This is a genomic window from Pseudomonas caricapapayae (assembly GCF_001400735.1).
Classification (GTDB): domain Bacteria; phylum Pseudomonadota; class Gammaproteobacteria; order Pseudomonadales; family Pseudomonadaceae; genus Aquipseudomonas; species Aquipseudomonas caricapapayae.
In genome coordinates this window covers 73,499-89,543 of the sequence record NZ_LJPW01000064.1, presented here as the reverse complement: position 1 = coordinate 89,543, position 16,045 = coordinate 73,499, and the positions used below count along the sequence as shown (strand labels likewise).

19 protein-coding genes are annotated in these 16,045 nt (G+C 57.3%); 7 read left to right on the top strand and 12 right to left on the bottom strand.

The window, feature by feature from the left end:
• Window positions 1–51 precede the first annotated feature (51 nt).
• Window positions 52–747 (bottom strand): hypothetical protein, encoded by a 696-nt coding sequence (locus tag ALO80_RS09525; RefSeq protein WP_055008815.1) that lies wholly within the window; start codon window positions 745–747, stop codon window positions 52–54.
• Window positions 748–967: 220 nt separating this feature from the next.
• Between ALO80_RS09525 and ALO80_RS31585 the strand changes: the two genes are divergently transcribed.
• Window positions 968–1,135 carry a hypothetical protein gene (locus tag ALO80_RS31585; protein ID WP_162839039.1) on the top strand — a complete coding sequence of 56 codons (168 nt, stop codon included), beginning with the start codon at window positions 968–970 and terminating at the stop codon, window positions 1,133–1,135.
• A gap of 120 nt (window positions 1,136–1,255) precedes the next feature.
• On the opposite strand, the gene ALO80_RS09520 is transcribed toward ALO80_RS31585, so the two are convergent.
• Together ALO80_RS09520 and ALO80_RS09515 are read right to left on the bottom strand one after the other, a co-directional pair.
• Entirely contained in the window at window positions 1,256–2,014 is a 759-nt protein-coding gene (locus ALO80_RS09520; protein WP_055008814.1) for a TerC family protein, read from the bottom strand.
• A 34-nt stretch (window positions 2,015–2,048) separates the two neighbouring features.
• A complete protein-coding gene (locus ALO80_RS09515) occupies window positions 2,049–2,291 on the bottom strand; it encodes a hypothetical protein (protein WP_055008813.1) in 243 nt (80 codons plus the stop codon).
• 132 nt (window positions 2,292–2,423) lie between these two features.
• Here ALO80_RS09515 and nhaR point away from each other — a divergent pair, with 132 nt between their 5' ends.
• Window positions 2,424–3,332, top strand: a complete 909-nt coding sequence (gene nhaR / locus ALO80_RS09510; RefSeq protein ID WP_055008812.1) for a transcriptional activator NhaR — start codon at window positions 2,424–2,426, stop codon at window positions 3,330–3,332.
• A 3-nt stretch (window positions 3,333–3,335) separates the two neighbouring features.
• Here nhaR and ALO80_RS09505 read toward each other — a convergent pair whose 3' ends face one another.
• Both ALO80_RS09505 and ALO80_RS09500 read right to left on the bottom strand, forming a co-directional pair.
• Window positions 3,336–4,490, bottom strand: coding sequence for an MFS transporter (locus tag ALO80_RS09505; RefSeq protein ID WP_055008811.1), 1,155 nt, complete (start codon window positions 4,488–4,490; stop codon window positions 3,336–3,338).
• Window positions 4,491–4,790: 300 nt separating this feature from the next.
• Window positions 4,791–5,300: a DUF1993 domain-containing protein gene (locus ALO80_RS09500; RefSeq protein WP_054985987.1), complete on the bottom strand. Its 510-nt coding sequence runs from the start codon at window positions 5,298–5,300 to the stop codon at window positions 4,791–4,793.
• A 154-nt stretch (window positions 5,301–5,454) separates the two neighbouring features.
• Between ALO80_RS09500 and ALO80_RS09495 the strand changes: the two genes are divergently transcribed.
• On the top strand, window positions 5,455–6,120 hold the full coding sequence (locus tag ALO80_RS09495) for a YceH family protein (protein WP_055008810.1): 666 nt from the start codon (window positions 5,455–5,457) through the stop codon (window positions 6,118–6,120).
• Window positions 6,121–6,165: 45 nt separating this feature from the next.
• Here ALO80_RS09495 and ALO80_RS09490 read toward each other — a convergent pair whose 3' ends face one another.
• Complete coding sequence (locus ALO80_RS09490) at window positions 6,166–6,981, bottom strand: shikimate 5-dehydrogenase (protein WP_054985985.1); 816 nt, start codon at window positions 6,979–6,981, stop codon at window positions 6,166–6,168.
• A 221-nt stretch (window positions 6,982–7,202) separates the two neighbouring features.
• On the opposite strand from ALO80_RS09490, the gene ALO80_RS09485 reads away from it, so the two are divergent.
• Window positions 7,203–7,559 carry a hypothetical protein gene (locus ALO80_RS09485; RefSeq protein WP_003410180.1) on the top strand — a complete coding sequence of 119 codons (357 nt, stop codon included), beginning with the start codon at window positions 7,203–7,205 and terminating at the stop codon, window positions 7,557–7,559.
• Between the two features lie 172 nt (window positions 7,560–7,731).
• Complete coding sequence (locus ALO80_RS09480) at window positions 7,732–7,914, top strand: hypothetical protein (protein ID WP_055008809.1); 183 nt, start codon at window positions 7,732–7,734, stop codon at window positions 7,912–7,914.
• A 97-nt stretch (window positions 7,915–8,011) separates the two neighbouring features.
• Here the strand turns inward: ALO80_RS09480 and ALO80_RS09475 are convergent, their stop codons facing one another.
• Entirely contained in the window at window positions 8,012–8,572 is a 561-nt protein-coding gene (locus ALO80_RS09475) for a hypothetical protein (protein WP_055008808.1), read from the bottom strand.
• 267 nt (window positions 8,573–8,839) lie between these two features.
• Between ALO80_RS09475 and pbpG the strand changes: the two genes are divergently transcribed.
• Window positions 8,840–9,775: a D-alanyl-D-alanine endopeptidase gene (gene pbpG / locus ALO80_RS09470; protein WP_162491471.1), complete on the top strand. Its 936-nt coding sequence runs from the start codon at window positions 8,840–8,842 to the stop codon at window positions 9,773–9,775.
• A 68-nt stretch (window positions 9,776–9,843) separates the two neighbouring features.
• Here the strand turns inward: pbpG and ALO80_RS09465 are convergent, their stop codons facing one another.
• From ALO80_RS09465 to ALO80_RS09445, 5 genes are all read right to left on the bottom strand, one after another.
• Entirely contained in the window at window positions 9,844–11,274 is a 1,431-nt protein-coding gene (locus ALO80_RS09465; RefSeq protein ID WP_055008807.1) for an NAD-dependent succinate-semialdehyde dehydrogenase, read from the bottom strand.
• A gap of 38 nt (window positions 11,275–11,312) precedes the next feature.
• Complete coding sequence (locus ALO80_RS09460; RefSeq protein ID WP_055008806.1) at window positions 11,313–11,708, bottom strand: low affinity iron permease family protein; 396 nt, start codon at window positions 11,706–11,708, stop codon at window positions 11,313–11,315.
• Between the two features lie 159 nt (window positions 11,709–11,867).
• A complete protein-coding gene (locus ALO80_RS09455) occupies window positions 11,868–12,821 on the bottom strand; it encodes a lytic transglycosylase domain-containing protein (protein ID WP_083493218.1) in 954 nt (317 codons plus the stop codon).
• A 201-nt stretch (window positions 12,822–13,022) separates the two neighbouring features.
• Window positions 13,023–13,883, bottom strand: coding sequence for a glucose 1-dehydrogenase (locus ALO80_RS09450; protein WP_055008804.1), 861 nt, complete (start codon window positions 13,881–13,883; stop codon window positions 13,023–13,025).
• A 119-nt stretch (window positions 13,884–14,002) separates the two neighbouring features.
• Entirely contained in the window at window positions 14,003–15,142 is a 1,140-nt protein-coding gene (locus ALO80_RS09445) for a glutathione-independent formaldehyde dehydrogenase (protein WP_055008803.1), read from the bottom strand.
• A gap of 271 nt (window positions 15,143–15,413) precedes the next feature.
• On the opposite strand from ALO80_RS09445, the gene ALO80_RS09440 reads away from it, so the two are divergent.
• A complete protein-coding gene (locus ALO80_RS09440; RefSeq protein ID WP_054984826.1) occupies window positions 15,414–16,004 on the top strand; it encodes an amino acid synthesis family protein in 591 nt (196 codons plus the stop codon).
• Window positions 16,005–16,045: the final 41 nt, after the last annotated feature.

The following is a 16,045-nucleotide window of genomic DNA, read 5'->3' as shown; positions in this document are numbered from 1 at the left end:
CCAGCAGTTAAACGGCACCTCATGGGTGCCGTTTCGTTGACCGCGTTGATTTCATTTAACGCTGCGTGCCAACGTTCGCTTCGCCTCGCCCGCCGCTTGCTCCTGTCCCGAACGGGACAGGTTGTCGGCTGCCTGCAACCAACGCTGCCGGTCGACATTGGCCGGCAATTGTCGGGGCGACTGGATCAGCACCGCCCAACTGCCCGCGTCTTTCCAGGCCGACGCAAAGCTGCTGAAACTCATTGAGTAACGACGATCCATTCCTGCGTTGAGCAGAACGGTCTCTTTGATGCGGTTGTAGCCGATCAGCACGGCATAACGCGGTCCTTTCCAAAGCGCAGAGCCTTGGGCAAAACGCAGCATGACCGGATAGCCCGCCGAGACCTGAGTCAGCAGGTCCTGTAACTGGCTGTCGAGCGGATACACCATGAAACCGTATTCACGCGCCACTTTCTGCATGTTCTGCTCGAGTCGATCCTCGGCGCCCGGCAGTTGCAACGGCTTATCGAGCAAACCAGGCGTCGTCTGTACCTGCTGGTTGGCCAGCATGCTTGCCAACACCATCGGCCCGCTCTGATACGCGTTACCCCGGAAGAAAGGCACCGATGTCAACTCGACCCGGTCCGGAAGGCGCTTGATTTCGGGGGTGACCATTGACGAACAACCAGCAAGACCCACCAGCAAGGCAGCGATCAGCCATGAACGCAGCGCACTGGCTTTACCGGAAAAGAAAGAAACCGACAACATGCTCACTCACTTCAACTGTTTCGGGCAACCCGCGACCCAACCTGAGCAGCGATGATAGAGCCGACAGCGTTCCGGGTATAGCAGCGCGCGAGCCCCCCGCCCAGCGAAATGGCAAAAATAGTTCTCAGCGCGAGGCCACTGGTCAATTAACCGAAACATGCCCCGCACTAGACTGTCAGTTATCAAGACCGTGACAAAAAGCAGGAATGTGGAGGCACTTATGAGCCTGGAATTGACAATAGTGATGCTGATCGCTTCGTGGCTTGCCGTCGCCAGCGCGATGCTGTGGGGAGTGATGCGCATATCCCGTCGCCATCATCAGCCACGCGTGGCCAAGCGGCCTGTCCTTGCAAAACACGTCAAGGTCCCCGTTGTAGCAGCCAACTGACTTGTAAGGGCATGAGCAGCGTATTGCTGATCTGCCCTCTTCAGCGTATTTGTCAGCTCCTTGAATGCAAAAAGTCGACCCTGTTACCGGGGCCGACCTTTTTTACACCTTCGCCAGTAATCAGTGCGTAGACACCTGAGAGGCGGCTTTCTTACGTCTTGCCCTGCGTACCAGCATGTTCAGGCCCTCAATAGCCGCTGAGAACGTCATTGCCGCGTAGATATAGCCCTTGGGTACATGAGCGCCAAAGCCTTCAGCGATCAGCGTCATACCGATCATGATCAGGAAGCCAAGAGCCAGCATGACCACCGTCGGGTTGTCATTGATGAACTTCGCCAGCGGGTTGGCCGCGACAAGCATCACGACGACGGCAGTGATGACAGCGATGACCATGATCGGCAAGTGTTCGGTCATGCCCACGGCAGTGATGATACTGTCGATGGAGAACACCAGGTCCAGCATCAGGATCTGTACGATAGCCGCGCTCATGCTCAAGGCCACGACCGACCCCATGGCTTTCTCTTCCTCGGTCTTGACGTCCATGCTGTGATGAATTTCCGTCGTCGCTTTCCAGACCAGGAACAGGCCACCGGCAATCAGGATCATGTCCTTCCATGAAAACGCCTGGCCGAATACCTCGAATACCGGCTCTGTCAGTTGCACGATGTACGCCACGGTACTGAGCAAGCCCAAGCGCATTACCAGGGCCATACCGATACCCAGTTTGCGCGCCTTCTCGCGTTGATGTTCAGGGAGCTTGTTGGTAATGATCGAGATGAAGATCAGGTTATCGATGCCCAATACGACTTCCATCACGACCAGTGTCGCCAGCGCGATCCAGGCTGCCGGACTTGTTACGAGTTCCAATAGGTATTCCATAGATCACTGCCCTGCCTGAGCCAATAGTTGTCAGTTAGATTTCTTTATCGGACGTGTTTTCGGTTTCAGCCGAGCTTGGTGGTGGCTCTTGCACCGAAAGTTCCTGTCTGGCCTGATCAAGCGCCTTGGTAGCGGCTTGATGGGTCTCGTCGATGGCCTGTCTGGCAGTGTCAGCGGCAGCATTGACCACCTGTTTGGTAGAAGACTCTATCTGATCGCATCCTGCCAGCACCAGTAGCGAACAGCTCAACAATGCGGCGTAAAAGGTTTTAGTCATGGCTTCCTCGGTGAGCAAGGCCCGGCGACATGTTCAGCCCGGCGTTGGAAGCGAATTCTAGACATCTTGAAACATAAGGAAAATTCGATTTTATAAGGCTTATACTTCGGCTTTAACGAATCGGCAGTGCCCATGCTCAATTATCGTCAACTTCATTACTTCTGGGTCGTGGCCAAAACCGGGAGCATCGTGCGCGCGTGCGAGCAGTTGAACCTGACCGCACAGACTGTCAGCGGTCAGATCAGCCTGCTCGAGGCATCGCTGGGTGTCGATCTGTTTCGGCGCGCAGGACGGCAACTGGAAATGACCGAAGCGGGTCGTCTGGCCCTGCCCTACGCCGAACAGATGTTCCAGTTGGGCAATGACCTCGAAAACCTGCTGCGCTCTCAACCGGATGAACAACAATTGCTGTTGCGCATTGGTGTGGCGGATGTCGTACCCAAGTCAATTGTGTATCGGCTGATCGCCCCGATCATGGGCCTGGATGAGCCTATTCGCATCACTTGCCGGGAAGACAAGCTGGAAAGGCTGCTGGCAGACCTGGCAATCCAGCGCCTGGACCTGGTGATTTCGGACAGCCCTATGCCACCGCATCTGGATATCAAGGGCTACAGCCAGAAACTGGGAGAATGCGGGGTCAGTTTTTTTGCGACCCGCGAAATGGCAGAACGTATCGGGACCGGCTTTCCGCAGTGCATGCACGCGGCACCGCTGCTGATTCCGGGTCAGGAAACGGTTGTTCGAGGCAGGTTGATGCGCTGGTTTGCCGAGCAGAAAATCCAGCCGCGTATCATTGGCGAGTTCGATGACAGCGCGCTGATGAAGGCATTTGGCAAATCCGGCAGCGGGGTCTTCGTCGCGCCCAGCGTGATTGCCGATGAGGTGCAGAGCCAGTACGGCGTGCAGGTGATCGGCCACACCGACGCGGTAACCGAATCGTTCTACGCCATTACCGTGGAGCGCAAGGTCAGGCACCCAGGCGTTGTCGCCATCGCCGAAAGTGCCCGAAACCAGCTGTTTACCGATGCAGGCCAGAGTTGATGCTCAGGCCGCGAGCGGACCAGGATCACGCCTCATCAATAGCAACGCCAGCACAATTGCAAGGACGATAATGCCAGCGGCGGCAAAACCCACGTTACCCAGGCCCAGATGATCGATGACCCTGCCGCCAATAACGGCTCCTATTCCGATGCCAAGGTTCGCTCCTGCAATATTCAGCGAAGCCGCGAACGCGGGCGCTTGCGGCGCAGCCTTGATCAATCGGACATGACTGACCAGAAACAGGGCTGCCTGGGTGATCCCCCATAGGGCCAACGCGAATGGCAAGGCAAATACCGAGTGGATGCTGGGCACCACCGCGACCATGCCGACAACCATGAATGCGCAGAACACCAGGCTGGCAATCAAGGGATGGCGGTCGACCATACGTCCGCCCAGCGAGTTGCCCAGCAGCCCGACCGCGCCGAACCCCATCAGGCACCAGCCGACCAGACTGCCGTCGAAACCGGCGAGACGCTCCAGCATGTCTGCCAGATAGGTATAAGCAGTGAACATACCGCTGAATACCAGCACCGACAGCAGTACATGCCCCTGCATCATCCGGCTGCGCAAAATACCGAATTGTTTGAGAATCGACACCGGGTTTTGCTTCGCGACCGTCCGTGGCAGGTAGACCGCCAGCAGCAGTGCCTTGGCAAACGCCAGGCAGGCCAACGCCAGAAACGCAGTGCGCCAGCCAAAGGCATCGGAAATCAGGGTGCCTATGGGTATGCCGAACACGGTGGCACAAACGATCCCGAAACCGATTCTGGCAATCGCCCGGCCGGCAAACTCCGGCCCGACGATGTCCACAGCGGTTTCGCTGGCCAGCGCCCAGAACACCGGCAGCCCCAAGGCGGGGATCAGCCGTGCCAGGCCCATCACGGCAATATTGGGTGCCAGCGCTGCGAGGGCATTTGAAAAGCCGAACAGCACCAGAATGCTGATAAACAGACGCTTGCGCTCGAAGCGTGAAAAATAGGCGGTCAGAAAAGGACCAAAAGCCGCAACGGTGAACGCGAATAGCGTGACCAGCAGCCCTGCCTGCGAAACCGTGACATGCAGATCGCGGGCAACGGCAGGCAGAAGACCGACAATGACGAATTCTGTGGTCAGCACGGTAAACCCGGCGGCTGACAGCAGAAGTATGGGCAACAACATGAACACTCCAGAACAACGGTACAGACCGCTGCAACGGCGCGGCCTCTGGGAGGGGGTTAAAGCGGCTTGAAGATGACTGTCACGCCAATGCTGCGCACTGGCATGCATTTCGTGAGGCAGAGCCCGAAAAACAGGGCTGACACCCCGACAATTCTCGTTCCCACGCTCCGCGTGGTAATGCATTTCGTGACGCTCTGCGTCACCCACTACATGCCAATGCGAGCATTGGCACGATAGTCAGTGGGCTTGTGCATAACGCCGAGAGACAAGAACACTAGCGAGGCTTAAGCCCCGCACTGCTTAGAACTTGCCCATGAAGTCACGTTTGCCGATTTCAACGCCGTTATGGCGCAGCAGGTCGTAAGCGGTGGTGACATGGAAGAAGAACTGCGGCAAGGCGTAGCTGAGCAAATAAGCCTGACCGTTCAGGCGCTTTTCCTTTTCAGTGCCGGGGCGCAGGACGATTTCGATGCCTTCCTTGCCGTCGACCTGCTCGGGCGTGATGCTGCCGATGAACGCCAGGGTTTTGGCAAGCAGTGCCTGCAACTCGGCAAAGGTGGTTTCGGTGTCTTCGTACTGCGGGATCTCGACGCCTGCCAGGCGGGCCGAAGCACCCTTGGCAAAATCGACGGCAATCTGCACCTGCCGGGTAAATGGCAGCATGTCCGGGAACAGACGCGCCTGCAGCAGCGCTGGCGGCTGGATTTTCTTCTCGGTCGCGTAGGCTTCAGCCTTGGTCAGGACGTCACTCAGCGCATTGAGCATTTGCTGAAAGACAGGAATGGAAGCGGCGTACAGGGAAATAGACATGTCATATCCTGATTGAGAAAGGCGCAATTATAGACCCACCTGACGTCAATCACCGTGACACTTTTCAGCGCCGATGCAGATGAGTGCAACTGAGACTGGCAATAATGACCGCCACGCCCTACGCTGATCCACCGCCATCACTCAGGGAAGCGTCATGTCCATCGAATCGTCCTCCTCCTCCGAATCGTCCCCGACAGCCGAGGCGCTACAACTCAACAGTTCTGAGGCACGCGTTCTGGGTTGCCTGATCGAAAAACAGGCGAGCCATCCGGAAACCTATCCGCTGACCCTCAATGCACTGGTGATAGCCTGCAATCAGAAAACCAGCCGCGATCCGGTCATGAACCTGACTCAGGGCCAGGTCGGCCAGAGCCTGCGCGCGCTCGAGGGCCGTGGTTTGACACGTCTGGTGATGGGCAGTCGCGCCGATCGCTGGGAGCACAGGGCTGACAAAAGCCTCGAACTGGTCCCTGCGCAGGTAATACTGACCGGCCTTTTGCTGCTGCGCGGACCGCAGACCGTCAGCGAACTGCTGACTCGCAGCCAGCGCATGCACGATTTCGAGGACAGCGAACAGGTCATCCACCAGTTGGAGCGCCTTATCGCCCGAGGCCTGGCGATGCTCGTGCCGCGCCAGTCCGGTCAGCGGGAAGATCGTTACATGCACCTGCTGGGCGATCGCGAAGAACTGCAGGCCCTTCTTGCAGCGCGCCAGCAGACAACGGAACGTCACTCGGCAACTCCGGTTGCCAATCAGCGTCTCGATGAACTGGAGGCGCGCGTTGCGGCCCTTGAAGAACGCCTGGCCAGACTGGAGTAGCGCGAGAATTCGTCCCTGCCCGCCCGACCGTGCGGTAGGCCACCATTAGCCGGCTCTGGCGAACGCCGCAGCCTGTTGATACTGCTCATCGGTCGGGCGAACGCCGGTATAGAGCACAAATTGCTCCAGCGCCTGGATGGCTGCAACCTCATCACCACTCACCAGACGCTTGCCCAGCCGGCGTGCAGCCTGGATCAGGGGCGTTTCGGCCGGGGTAGCCACCACGTCGAAAATCGTCTCGGCCGCACCGATGGCCTGCAGGTCAAACGCCAGTTCGTCAGCTTGCGCACCTTGCATGCCTAGCGGCGTGACGTTGACCAGCAAGGGTGGTCGTGCGCTGCCCAGTGTCGCCTGCCAGCGAAAGCCGCACGCGTCGGCCAGACGCCGGCCTGTCTGTTCGTTGCGAGCGACGATCAGCCCATCGGTAAAGCCTGCATCGCGCAGCGCAAACGCAACCGCCTTGGCCATGCCACCGCTTCCGCGCAAGGCAAATGCGCTGCGCGGGACGGCGTGACTCTCCATCAGCTGGGCTACGGCAATGTAATCGGTATTGAACGCCTTCAGATGTCCATGGGTATTGACGATGGTATTGATCGACTGAATAGCGGCGGCTGAAGCGTCAAGCTCGTCGACCAGTTCAATGCAGGCCTCCTTGAACGGCATCGAAACCGCGCTGCCACGTATGCCCAGGGAACGTATACCCGCGACAGCAGCGCCAAGATCGTTAGGCGAGAATGTCTTGTAATAAAAGTTGAGGCCCAACTGCTGAAAAAGATGGTTATGAAAACGCACACCGAAGTTTCCAGGACGTGCAGCCATGGACATACACAGCTGCGTATCTCTGTTGGCGGTGACAGGCATTTAATTTCCTCCGGACGGTAATGGCTTGGCTCTTCAGTAAAAGCGTATGCTACGCCGCATCGAATGCGAGTACAGGTGCAACGCCGTTGCCAGCGCACCTTACATAAAATTTACTCAGCACTTTCGCAGATTCTTACAATTTCGATGTCATAGTGTTATCCCGTGGCAGTGCTTGAGAGTGATGCAGGCGCGCGACAACGGGTTGAGAGCGAGGAACAGTCATGATTCGTCAAATCCCCAAGATCGCCTTGTTTGTAGGTGCCCTGGCCCTTGCTGGCCAGGCGAATGCTGACCGTGGCTGGGGTGGCCCTGCCGTGGTAGGTGCTATCGTAGGCGCTGCCGTTGTCGGGGCGGCGGTGTCTTCAGGTCGCGACAGAACGGTGTACGTCGAGCGCGAGCCGGTGTATGTGCAACAGCAACCGGTCTACTATGCGCCACCACCGGTCTATTACCAGCCGGCCCCGGTTTATCAGGTTGTCGAGCGCTACCCACCGCCTCCACCGCCAGGCTATTACCATCGTTACGGGCCACCACCCGGCCCTGGCTACTACTACGGTCCGCCACGCGGCCGCTGGTAACAGTACAAAAAACCCGCCTCTCCAGGCGGGTTTTTCATGGGTGTGCTCACACTATCGCCTGCCAATGCAATGTGCCCGACCCTCGTTGTTATCAATGACCACTATTGAGACTGTCGATTTCTACCGTGCCCGATCGGCCTCTACAGTAGCGGCATGGATTGAGGAGGCAGTTATGACCAATGTACACATCATGTCCGTCGTCGGTAGTGCAGTTCCAGCGCCGCTTAGAGAGCGGGGCCTGCTGGCCTGCTGGTACCTGATTCAAGACGGCGAGCCGGTCAGCGGCCCTCTGGCGTCTTTGCCTGTGGCGCAAGCGTTGTCGCGGCAAATGCAGTGCCAGCCCCTCAACAGTTGATTTTCCCTGCGAACCTCGTGCGTTGCTCCGCACATCCCCCTTGCCCGCCTCGTTGAAGGCGGGTTTTTTTTGAGCTCGGGAAAGCAGGCGATCCGCCTCAGCTGCGCTCTGCCATAGCGGCATTGACCTGACAGCGATGCGCAAGCTTCTGCAGGCGCTTTTCCAGTGCCATGAACACCACACGATCGGTACGACCGCTGTCCAGTTCGTCGATCAGGTCATTGGCGACCTGACGCAACTCGTGAGCAAGCACCACGCGATCATCGTTCAGGTCTTGTTTATGAGACTCGAAGAGGCGATGCAGATAGTCCTGCAAGGTGTATTTCAGACTGTGCCGGTCACTGGCGCGCAAATGCGTCAGGTTGAGACTGATACGCCCCTGCAACTCACTCAGTTCGCCACACAGATACTGCATGCGCCGAGCATAGCCAACTTCGCGGTCGCGCAGCTGCTTGCGAGCCAGTTCAGCCTCCTGCCTGCGTTGAATGGCCGGGACAGCCACAGCGGCCATCAACCCGACGATCAAGCCAATTGCCTGCATCCAGCCAGCCCAGTCACTGGGACGTGATGTAAAGCCGACACCGAGCAGCAAAATGACAACCAGTGAAGCGACAATCACCAGCACCGCATAATGCTTGCTGACAAACCCCTTGAGCATTACGTGACTCCTTGAATCGCTGACCTGAATGGCATGGAATGCTAATCGGTGCGGACCTTTCACACCACGACTATTCAATGGTGCTCCGGTTTTAGGCAGGCTCAGTAGCAAAAAGCCACTTAACAGCAACTTAACGAAATCCCGATTCCTGCATTTATTGATGAATCGTCCTGCGCCCCCATCGACATACCACAAAGTCTGCTCATAAAATGCAGCGTTTTGACGCGATCCCTTCCATTACCACCCTTTATCGAGTGAGCCTTGCTCTTGAAAATTCGTCTGTCTCTTCTGGGCCTATTATTTGTACTTACCGGCCCGGCGCTTTCCACCACTACGCTGGCAAACGAATCCGCTGTCCTGAATCGTGATCCTTCCAACCTGCACCTTGCCTCAGGCAGCGCAATGGTTATCGACCTGCAGACCGACAAGGTGCTGTACTCCAGCAACCCGGACGTGATTGTGCCTATAGCCTCGGTCACCAAGTTGATGACCGCAATGGTTGTCCTGGACGCCAGGCAATCGATGGATGAAGTCATTCCGGTCAATATTTCTCAGACGCCGGAAATGAAAGGCGTTTTCTCACGGGTCAAGCTCGGCAGCGAAATGAACCGCCGGGACATGTTGCTGATCACCCTGATGTCCTCGGAAAACCGTGCTGCCGCGAGCCTGGCGCATAGCTATCCCGGTGGTTATCCGGCGTTCATCCTGGCAATGAACGCCAAAGCCAAGGCGCTGGGCATGAAACATACGGCCTATGTCGAACCTACCGGGCTGTCGGTATACAACGTGTCGACCGCACGCGACCTCACCAAACTGGTGATGGCCGCGCGCAAATACCCGATGCTCAGTGAATTGAGCACCACCGAGCAGAAGACGGTAACGTTTCGCAAGCCGACCTACACCCTCGGCTTCAGCAACACCGACCATCTGGTGCGCAAGGACAACTGGGATATCAAGCTGACCAAAACCGGCTTTACCAACCAGGCCGGCCACTGCCTGGTGCTGCTGACCAGCATGGCCAACCGTCCGGTTTCCGTGGTGATTCTGGATGCGTTCGGCAAGTACACCCATTTCGCCGACGCCAGCCGGATACGCAAATGGATGGAAACCGGTCAAAGCGGCCCGGCCCCTGAAGTTGCACTGCAATACAAGAAAGAAAAGAATCTGGTCATGAGACAGACCGGTATTCAAGCCAAGGACTGATGGGCAGGCGCAAAAAAACGGTCGCGATGCTTGCACATCGCGACCGTTTTTATTTACCCGAACCGCACTCAGCTGTACTGAGTGACCAGTTTGGTATTCAGGTAAGCCTCGATGGCCTCGGTACCGCCTTCGGAGCCGTAGCCCGAGTCCTTGATCCCGCCAAATGGAACCTCAGGCAAACCGATGCCCTGATGATTGATCGACAGCATGCCTGCTTCGATATGCGTACTCAGTGCCTGAGCCGTCTTCATTGAGGTCGTGAACGCATAGGAAGCCAATCCGAACGGCACGCGGTTCGATTCGGCAATTGCCTCTTCAACCGTGTCGAACGGCACCAGCAGGGCGACGGGCCCGAACGGCTCCTCGTTCATGATGCGCATTTGCGGTTTGAGGCCACTCAAGACGGTTGGCTGGAAGAAATAACCAGGCCCCTCGACAGCCTTGCCCCCGGCGGACAGCGTTGCACCGCTGCGCACGGCGTCCTCGATCAAATCCACCAGCGCAGGAATGCGCCGATCGTTGGCCACCGGCCCCATGGTCGTGCCCGCTTCCAGACCGTTGCCAACCTTGATTTCGTGCGTCAGGCCCACGAACTTCTCGGTGAACGCGTCCAGTACCTTGCGCTGAACCAGAATCCGCGTTGGCGATACGCAGACTTGCCCGGCGTTACGGAACTTGGCGGTCGCCAGCACGCGAGCTGCGAGGTCGATGTCGGCATCGTCGAACACCAGTGCTGGCGCGTGCCCGCCCAACTCCATGGTCGCGCGCTTCATGTGCTTGCCGGCCAACGCAGCGAGCTGCTTGCCGACTGGCGTAGAGCCGGTGAAGGTTACTTTGCGAATGACCGGATGCGGGATCAGATAACCGGAAATCTCCGCCGGGTCGCCGTAAACCAACCCAATGACGCCCGCAGGAACACCTGCATCAGCAAAGGCCCGAATCAATTCGGCAGGTGACCCTGGCGTTTCTTCCGGGGCCTTGACGATGATCGAGCAACCGGCTGCCAGCGCCGATGAGAGCTTGCGCACCACCTGATTGATCGGGAAGTTCCAAGGCGTAAACGCAGCGACCGGGCCAACAGGCTCCTTGATGACCTTTTGCTCTATGGAAACCCCGCGCGACGGCACGATACGGCCATAACTGCGGCGTCCCTCTTCAGCCAGCCAGTCGATAACATCAGCAGCAGACAGGGTTTCCATGCGCGCTTCGGCCAATGGCTTGCCTTGTTCCTGAGTCATGATGCGGGCAATGCTGTCGGCCCGCTCACGGACCAGGTTGGCAGCTTTCTGCATCAGTTTGTAACGGTCATACGCTGAGGTCGCTCGCCAAGTGGCAAAGCCACGCTCGGCTGCCTTTAGCGCCTCGTCCAGATCGGCAATACCCGCATGCGCCACGTTGCCCAGCGACTGGCCGGTAGCAGGGTCGATCACCGGAATGGAACGGCCATCACGGCTCGCGCGCCATTGGCCATCAATGTAAAGCTGTACGTCTGGATACATGAAAAATCTCCATAGGTGTTGAACGGAATGGCGACAAGTCAGATGCGCTGATCGGCACCCGCCATCGGTAAAGGAGCATGGACATCATGCTCGCCGCCCATGGCCTCGTATTTCTTGCGCAAGGCCCTGAGGTCTTTCTGAGTGAGATCGTCAAGGTTCAACAGCGAATTCTGCGCATCCTTGGTCACACGCAACAACTCGTCCACCTTCAGGTGCAGGACATCATTGTCGCGGTTCTGCGTGTTCTGGATCAGAAACACCATAAGGAACGTAATGATGGTAGTCGAGGTATTGATGATCAACTGCCAGGTATCGTTATAGTGAAACCACGGACCGGTAATTGCCCAGAGGCAGATCAGCACGACGGCTGATGCAAACGTGGCCGGGCTGCCGGCCCATTTCGAAAGGGACTGCGAAAATCTGGAAAACTTCATCAACGGCTGCCTGAACACGGGGGTCTTGAATGGACACCTGCAAGCCTTGAAATGTCCTGCTGTCAGTCAGCCGTTCAGGTTATCGACAGCTTTGATTGATCAATGGCGCTTGCCTCATGAGGAAGCCGCCCGCTTTGCGCAAGCTGTTTACACAACGTATCAGGACGGCAAATTACCTTGCCCACTTTCGATAATTTTCGCGAAATTCAGCACATCGGCAGGGTAACTGCTGCCACCCACGCCTCCTGTGTCGCTGAGATCGGCTTTATTGACCTTGTCAGGTCCGGAGTTATACGCGCGTAGCGCTGCGCCGATGTCGCCGAACGCCTTGTTCTGGTCACGCAGATACAGCGCGCCCGCCATGATGTTGGTGTGCGAGTCATTGACATCGTTACCCAGTAACCCGGGGTTTTGTTGCTGCAATGATTTGAACGTATCAGCGTTGACCTGCATCAGGCCCGCATCGGCCTTGCCGTTGACGTTAGTGGTGGCGGCATTCAACTGACCACGCGACTCTGCCCATATCTGCCCGGCTATCACACTGGGCGGCATACCGGTGGCGTTGGCAGCGTCCATGATATCGCCTCGATATTGCTCAAGCTGCTGGGGCAAATGCAGCCCACCGCTACCACGGAGCGAAGTATCCGGGGACACGCCATCAAGCGCGCTGGCGTTCGACGTACTGCCCTCGCCACCCAGACCACCCTCACCACTGCCGATACCTGCCCCATCGTCGCCAGTGCTGCCGTCTGCAACGCTGTTTCCAGCACCGCTGCCTTGCGGTGACGGATTATTCTGAGGGTTGCTGGAAACATCCTTGTTTTTCGTAAGCATCTGCATCAATTGTTGCAACAGGCTCATGATTTGCTCGACCAACCCGGACACGCTGGTGCCTGACGCTGCGTTAACACCGCTGGGCGAGGAGTCCGTGCTATTGGGCGGAGCAAAATTGACCTGCGTCTGCCCTTGATTGGCAAATAACAATGTGCTCGGATCGATAGTCGAGTTGCCTCCACTTCCCAGCCCGTTATATTCGCCATTCTTTGCGCTCAACGACGAAAAGTCGAGGGGTACGGAGCTTGAGTTACCAACAGGCGTAATACCCATAGTCATAGTCAATTACCTCACTCATGCGACAGATCAATACCTCCTGGCATGTGCCTTGGCGCGATAGAGGCATAATCGGGATAAAACAGACACAACTGGGTGGTTCAATGAGCGACTCGGTTCCCACATAATTGCGAACTTTCTGATACTGGATAAAAAACGGTGCCTGCTCAGGCACCGTTTCAACTGCGCTGACTTTCGTTGCAACTACAGAATCGGCTTGCCGCCCGTCACCGCATAACGCGAACCGGAGATGTAGCTGGCTTCGTCCGAGGCCAGCAGCACATAGATCGGCGACACTTCTACCGGCTGCCCTGGGCGACCCAGCGGCGTCTCGCTGCCGAAGCTTTTCACGTCTTCGTCGGTCATGGTCGCGGGGATCAGTGGCGTCCAGATCGGGCCGGGGGCCACGCTGTTCACGCGGATGCCCTTCTCGCCCAGCAACTGCGCCAGGCCACCGGTGAAGTTGGCAATTGCGCCTTTGGTGGTCGCGTAGGCCAACAGCGTCGGCTTGGGCATATCCGAATTCACCGAACTGGTGTTGATGATCGAACCGCCCTTTGGCATGTGCGGCACCGCAGCCTTGCAGATACGAAACATCGCAGTGATGTTGATATCGAACGTCTTGACCCATTCCTCATCGGAAATTTCGTCGAGGGTTTCGTGGGTCATCTGGAATGCCGCGTTATTGACCAGCACATCGATGCGGCCGAACTCTGCAACGGTCTTGCTTACAATGTCTTCGCATTGCTGCTTCTGCGCCAGATCACCGGGCAGGAGAAGGCATTTTCTGCCAGCCTCCTCGACCCATCGCCGGGTTTCTTCGGCGTCCTCATGCTCATCCAGATACGAGATTGCAACCTGGGCGCCCTCGCGTGCAAACGCTATGGCGACGGCACGACCGATGCCACTGTCAGCACCGGTAATCAGCGCAATCTTGCCCTGTAGACGCCCGGAACCCTTGTAGCTTTTTTCACCGCAATCAGGGTACGGGTCCATTCTGCCCTGCACGCCCGGAACCTCTTGCGGCTGACTGGCAAACGGCGGCTTTGGGTATTCTTCGTTCATCTGAATAAATCTCCCTGACTCAATAAAAGCGAAATCAATAAAAACTGGTTAAATACACATAGCGCCCCCTGTCGCCGGACTCGGCCGGACGCGACAGGGGGATTGATCACAGGCAGCGATCAGGCACCTGGCTTGAGCACCACTTTGGTCCAGCCGTCATCACGTGCATCGAAGTGCTGATAGGCCGCAGGACCTTCTTCAAGCTTCAGACGGTGGGAAATAATCTGCGATGGTTTGGCGCGGTCGTGGTGAATCAGTTCGGCGAGGCGGCGGTTGTAAGCCTTGACGTTGGCCTGGCCGGTGCGGATCTGCTGGCCCTTGAACCAGAACGACCCGAAGTCGAAGGCCATCTTGCCTTCTTTCGCCAGGTCGTTATGGGCCCCTGGATCCTGCGGGACGAACACGCCGACGACACCAATTCCGCCAGTCGCCTTGGTCGAGGCTACAAGGTTGTTCATGGTCACGTGATTGGCCTCATGACCATGACGGTCACAGCACTGATAGCCCACACATTCGCAACCGCGGTCGGTGCCTTTGCCATGGGTCAGATTGAGAATCTGATCCACTGCGCCCTGCTCCAGCGAGTTGATCGGCGTCGCACCCATTTTCGCCGCGAGCGCCAGACGGTCCGGGTGATTATCGACCACGAAAACCTGCGACGCCCCCTTGATCATTGCCGAGTGCGCAGCCATAAGGCCGACCGGGCCAGCGCCATAAATGGCTATGCTTTCGCCAGGCAGCAGACCCGCCAGCTCTGTGGCATGCCAGCCGGTAGGAAAGATATCCGAGAGCATGACGTAGTCGTCTTCGCGCTCGGCGGCGTCTTCCGGCAACAGCAGGCAGTTGAAATCGGCATAAGGCACGCGCAACAGCTCGGCCTGTCCGCCTTCGTGGTCACCCATGTCGGCAAACCCATAGGCTGCCCCTGCACTGCCGGGGTTGGCGGTCAGGCAATAACCGGTCAGGCCCTTTTCGCAATTTTCGCAAAAGCCGCATCCAATGTTGAACGGCAGGCACACCCAGTCACCAACCTTTATGCGGTCGACGCCCGCGCCGACCTCAATGACCTGGCCCAGATTCTCGTGGCCGAAAATACGCCCGGTCTCGAACGACGTACGACCTTCGTACATGTGCAAGTCCGAGCCACAGATGTTTGTGGAGGTCACTCTGACAAGAGCGTCTGTCGGCTTCTCTATTTTCGCATCCGGCACGTTTTTGACGCTGACGTCACGCGGACCGCTATAGACGATGGCTTTCATATTGGGACTCTCCTGAAGTGAAAATTCGGTGGAGCTTTTCATGACTCACCGAATGTCTGTCACAACGAGAACAGTCATGTTCAAAGCGATTGCCCTTGTACCTGACGAGTGGTCACCACCAGACGCTGCGCAGAGCGACGCGCACTCGACGATTCAAGCCCGATCAGCCGTTTCACTGCCCTGCGGCGCACAGCAAATAAAGCATTTGCACGCACAATCTTATGGTATACCATCATACGAAATACAATAGCGCTCGCCTCAGGAGTCGTTCATGAGCTTTGAAATTCGCAAGATCGTTACGTACACCGAAGAAACCTTCATCGAAGGCGCAAAGGCTACTGACAAACCAGTCACCATGACCGGGCTCGCGGCAGTCATCAAAAACCCGTGGTCGGGCCGCGGGTTTGTCGAAGACCTGAAGCCGGAAATTCGCGCCAATTGCTCCGAACTCGGCGAGCTGATGGTCAAGCGTCTTACTGATGCGATTGGCGGAGCGGACAAGATCGAGGCCTACGGCAAGGCTGCGGTCGTCGGCGCGGACGGTGAAATCGAACATGCGTCGGCAGTGATCCATACCTTGCGCTTTGGCAATCACTACCGTGAAGCCGTAAAAGCCAAGAGCTACCTGAGTTTTACCAACAAACGCGGTGGCCCCGGCACGTCCATTCAGATTCCGATGATGCACAAGGACGATGAAGGATTGCGCTCGCACTACATCACCCTGGAAATGCATATCGAGGACTCACCGCGCGCAGATGAAATTGTCGTCGTCCTCGGCGCGGCCAATGGTGGACGCTTGCACCCGCGCATCGGCAATCGCTACATCGACCTGGAAGAACTGGCCGCCGAAAAGGCTCAGTAATCCATAACGGCTCATTGATCCATTCCTCTGAATGTCTGTGC

Coding starts and splice junctions, on each gene's coding strand:
- ALO80_RS09525 (WP_055008815.1), bottom strand. CDS start 747: ATGTTGTCGGTTTCTTTCTTTTCCGGTAAAGCCAGTGCGCTGCGTTCA.
- ALO80_RS31585 (WP_162839039.1), top strand. CDS start 968: ATGAGCCTGGAATTGACAATAGTGATGCTGATCGCTTCGTGGCTTGCC.
- ALO80_RS09520 (WP_055008814.1), bottom strand. CDS start 2,014: ATGGAATACCTATTGGAACTCGTAACAAGTCCGGCAGCCTGGATCGCG.
- ALO80_RS09515 (WP_055008813.1), bottom strand. CDS start 2,291: ATGACTAAAACCTTTTACGCCGCATTGTTGAGCTGTTCGCTACTGGTG.
- nhaR (WP_055008812.1), top strand. CDS start 2,424: ATGCTCAATTATCGTCAACTTCATTACTTCTGGGTCGTGGCCAAAACC.
- ALO80_RS09505 (WP_055008811.1), bottom strand. CDS start 4,490: ATGTTGTTGCCCATACTTCTGCTGTCAGCCGCCGGGTTTACCGTGCTG.
- ALO80_RS09500 (WP_054985987.1), bottom strand. CDS start 5,300: ATGTCTATTTCCCTGTACGCCGCTTCCATTCCTGTCTTTCAGCAAATG.
- ALO80_RS09495 (WP_055008810.1), top strand. CDS start 5,455: ATGTCCATCGAATCGTCCTCCTCCTCCGAATCGTCCCCGACAGCCGAG.
- ALO80_RS09490 (WP_054985985.1), bottom strand. CDS start 6,981: ATGCCTGTCACCGCCAACAGAGATACGCAGCTGTGTATGTCCATGGCT.
- ALO80_RS09485 (WP_003410180.1), top strand. CDS start 7,203: ATGATTCGTCAAATCCCCAAGATCGCCTTGTTTGTAGGTGCCCTGGCC.
- ALO80_RS09480 (WP_055008809.1), top strand. CDS start 7,732: ATGACCAATGTACACATCATGTCCGTCGTCGGTAGTGCAGTTCCAGCG.
- ALO80_RS09475 (WP_055008808.1), bottom strand. CDS start 8,572: ATGCTCAAGGGGTTTGTCAGCAAGCATTATGCGGTGCTGGTGATTGTC.
- ALO80_RS09465 (WP_055008807.1), bottom strand. CDS start 11,274: ATGTATCCAGACGTACAGCTTTACATTGATGGCCAATGGCGCGCGAGC.
- ALO80_RS09460 (WP_055008806.1), bottom strand. CDS start 11,708: ATGAAGTTTTCCAGATTTTCGCAGTCCCTTTCGAAATGGGCCGGCAGC.
- ALO80_RS09455 (WP_083493218.1), bottom strand. CDS start 12,821: ATGACTATGGGTATTACGCCTGTTGGTAACTCAAGCTCCGTACCCCTC.
- ALO80_RS09450 (WP_055008804.1), bottom strand. CDS start 13,883: ATGAACGAAGAATACCCAAAGCCGCCGTTTGCCAGTCAGCCGCAAGAG.
- ALO80_RS09445 (WP_055008803.1), bottom strand. CDS start 15,142: ATGAAAGCCATCGTCTATAGCGGTCCGCGTGACGTCAGCGTCAAAAAC.
- ALO80_RS09440 (WP_054984826.1), top strand. CDS start 15,414: ATGAGCTTTGAAATTCGCAAGATCGTTACGTACACCGAAGAAACCTTC.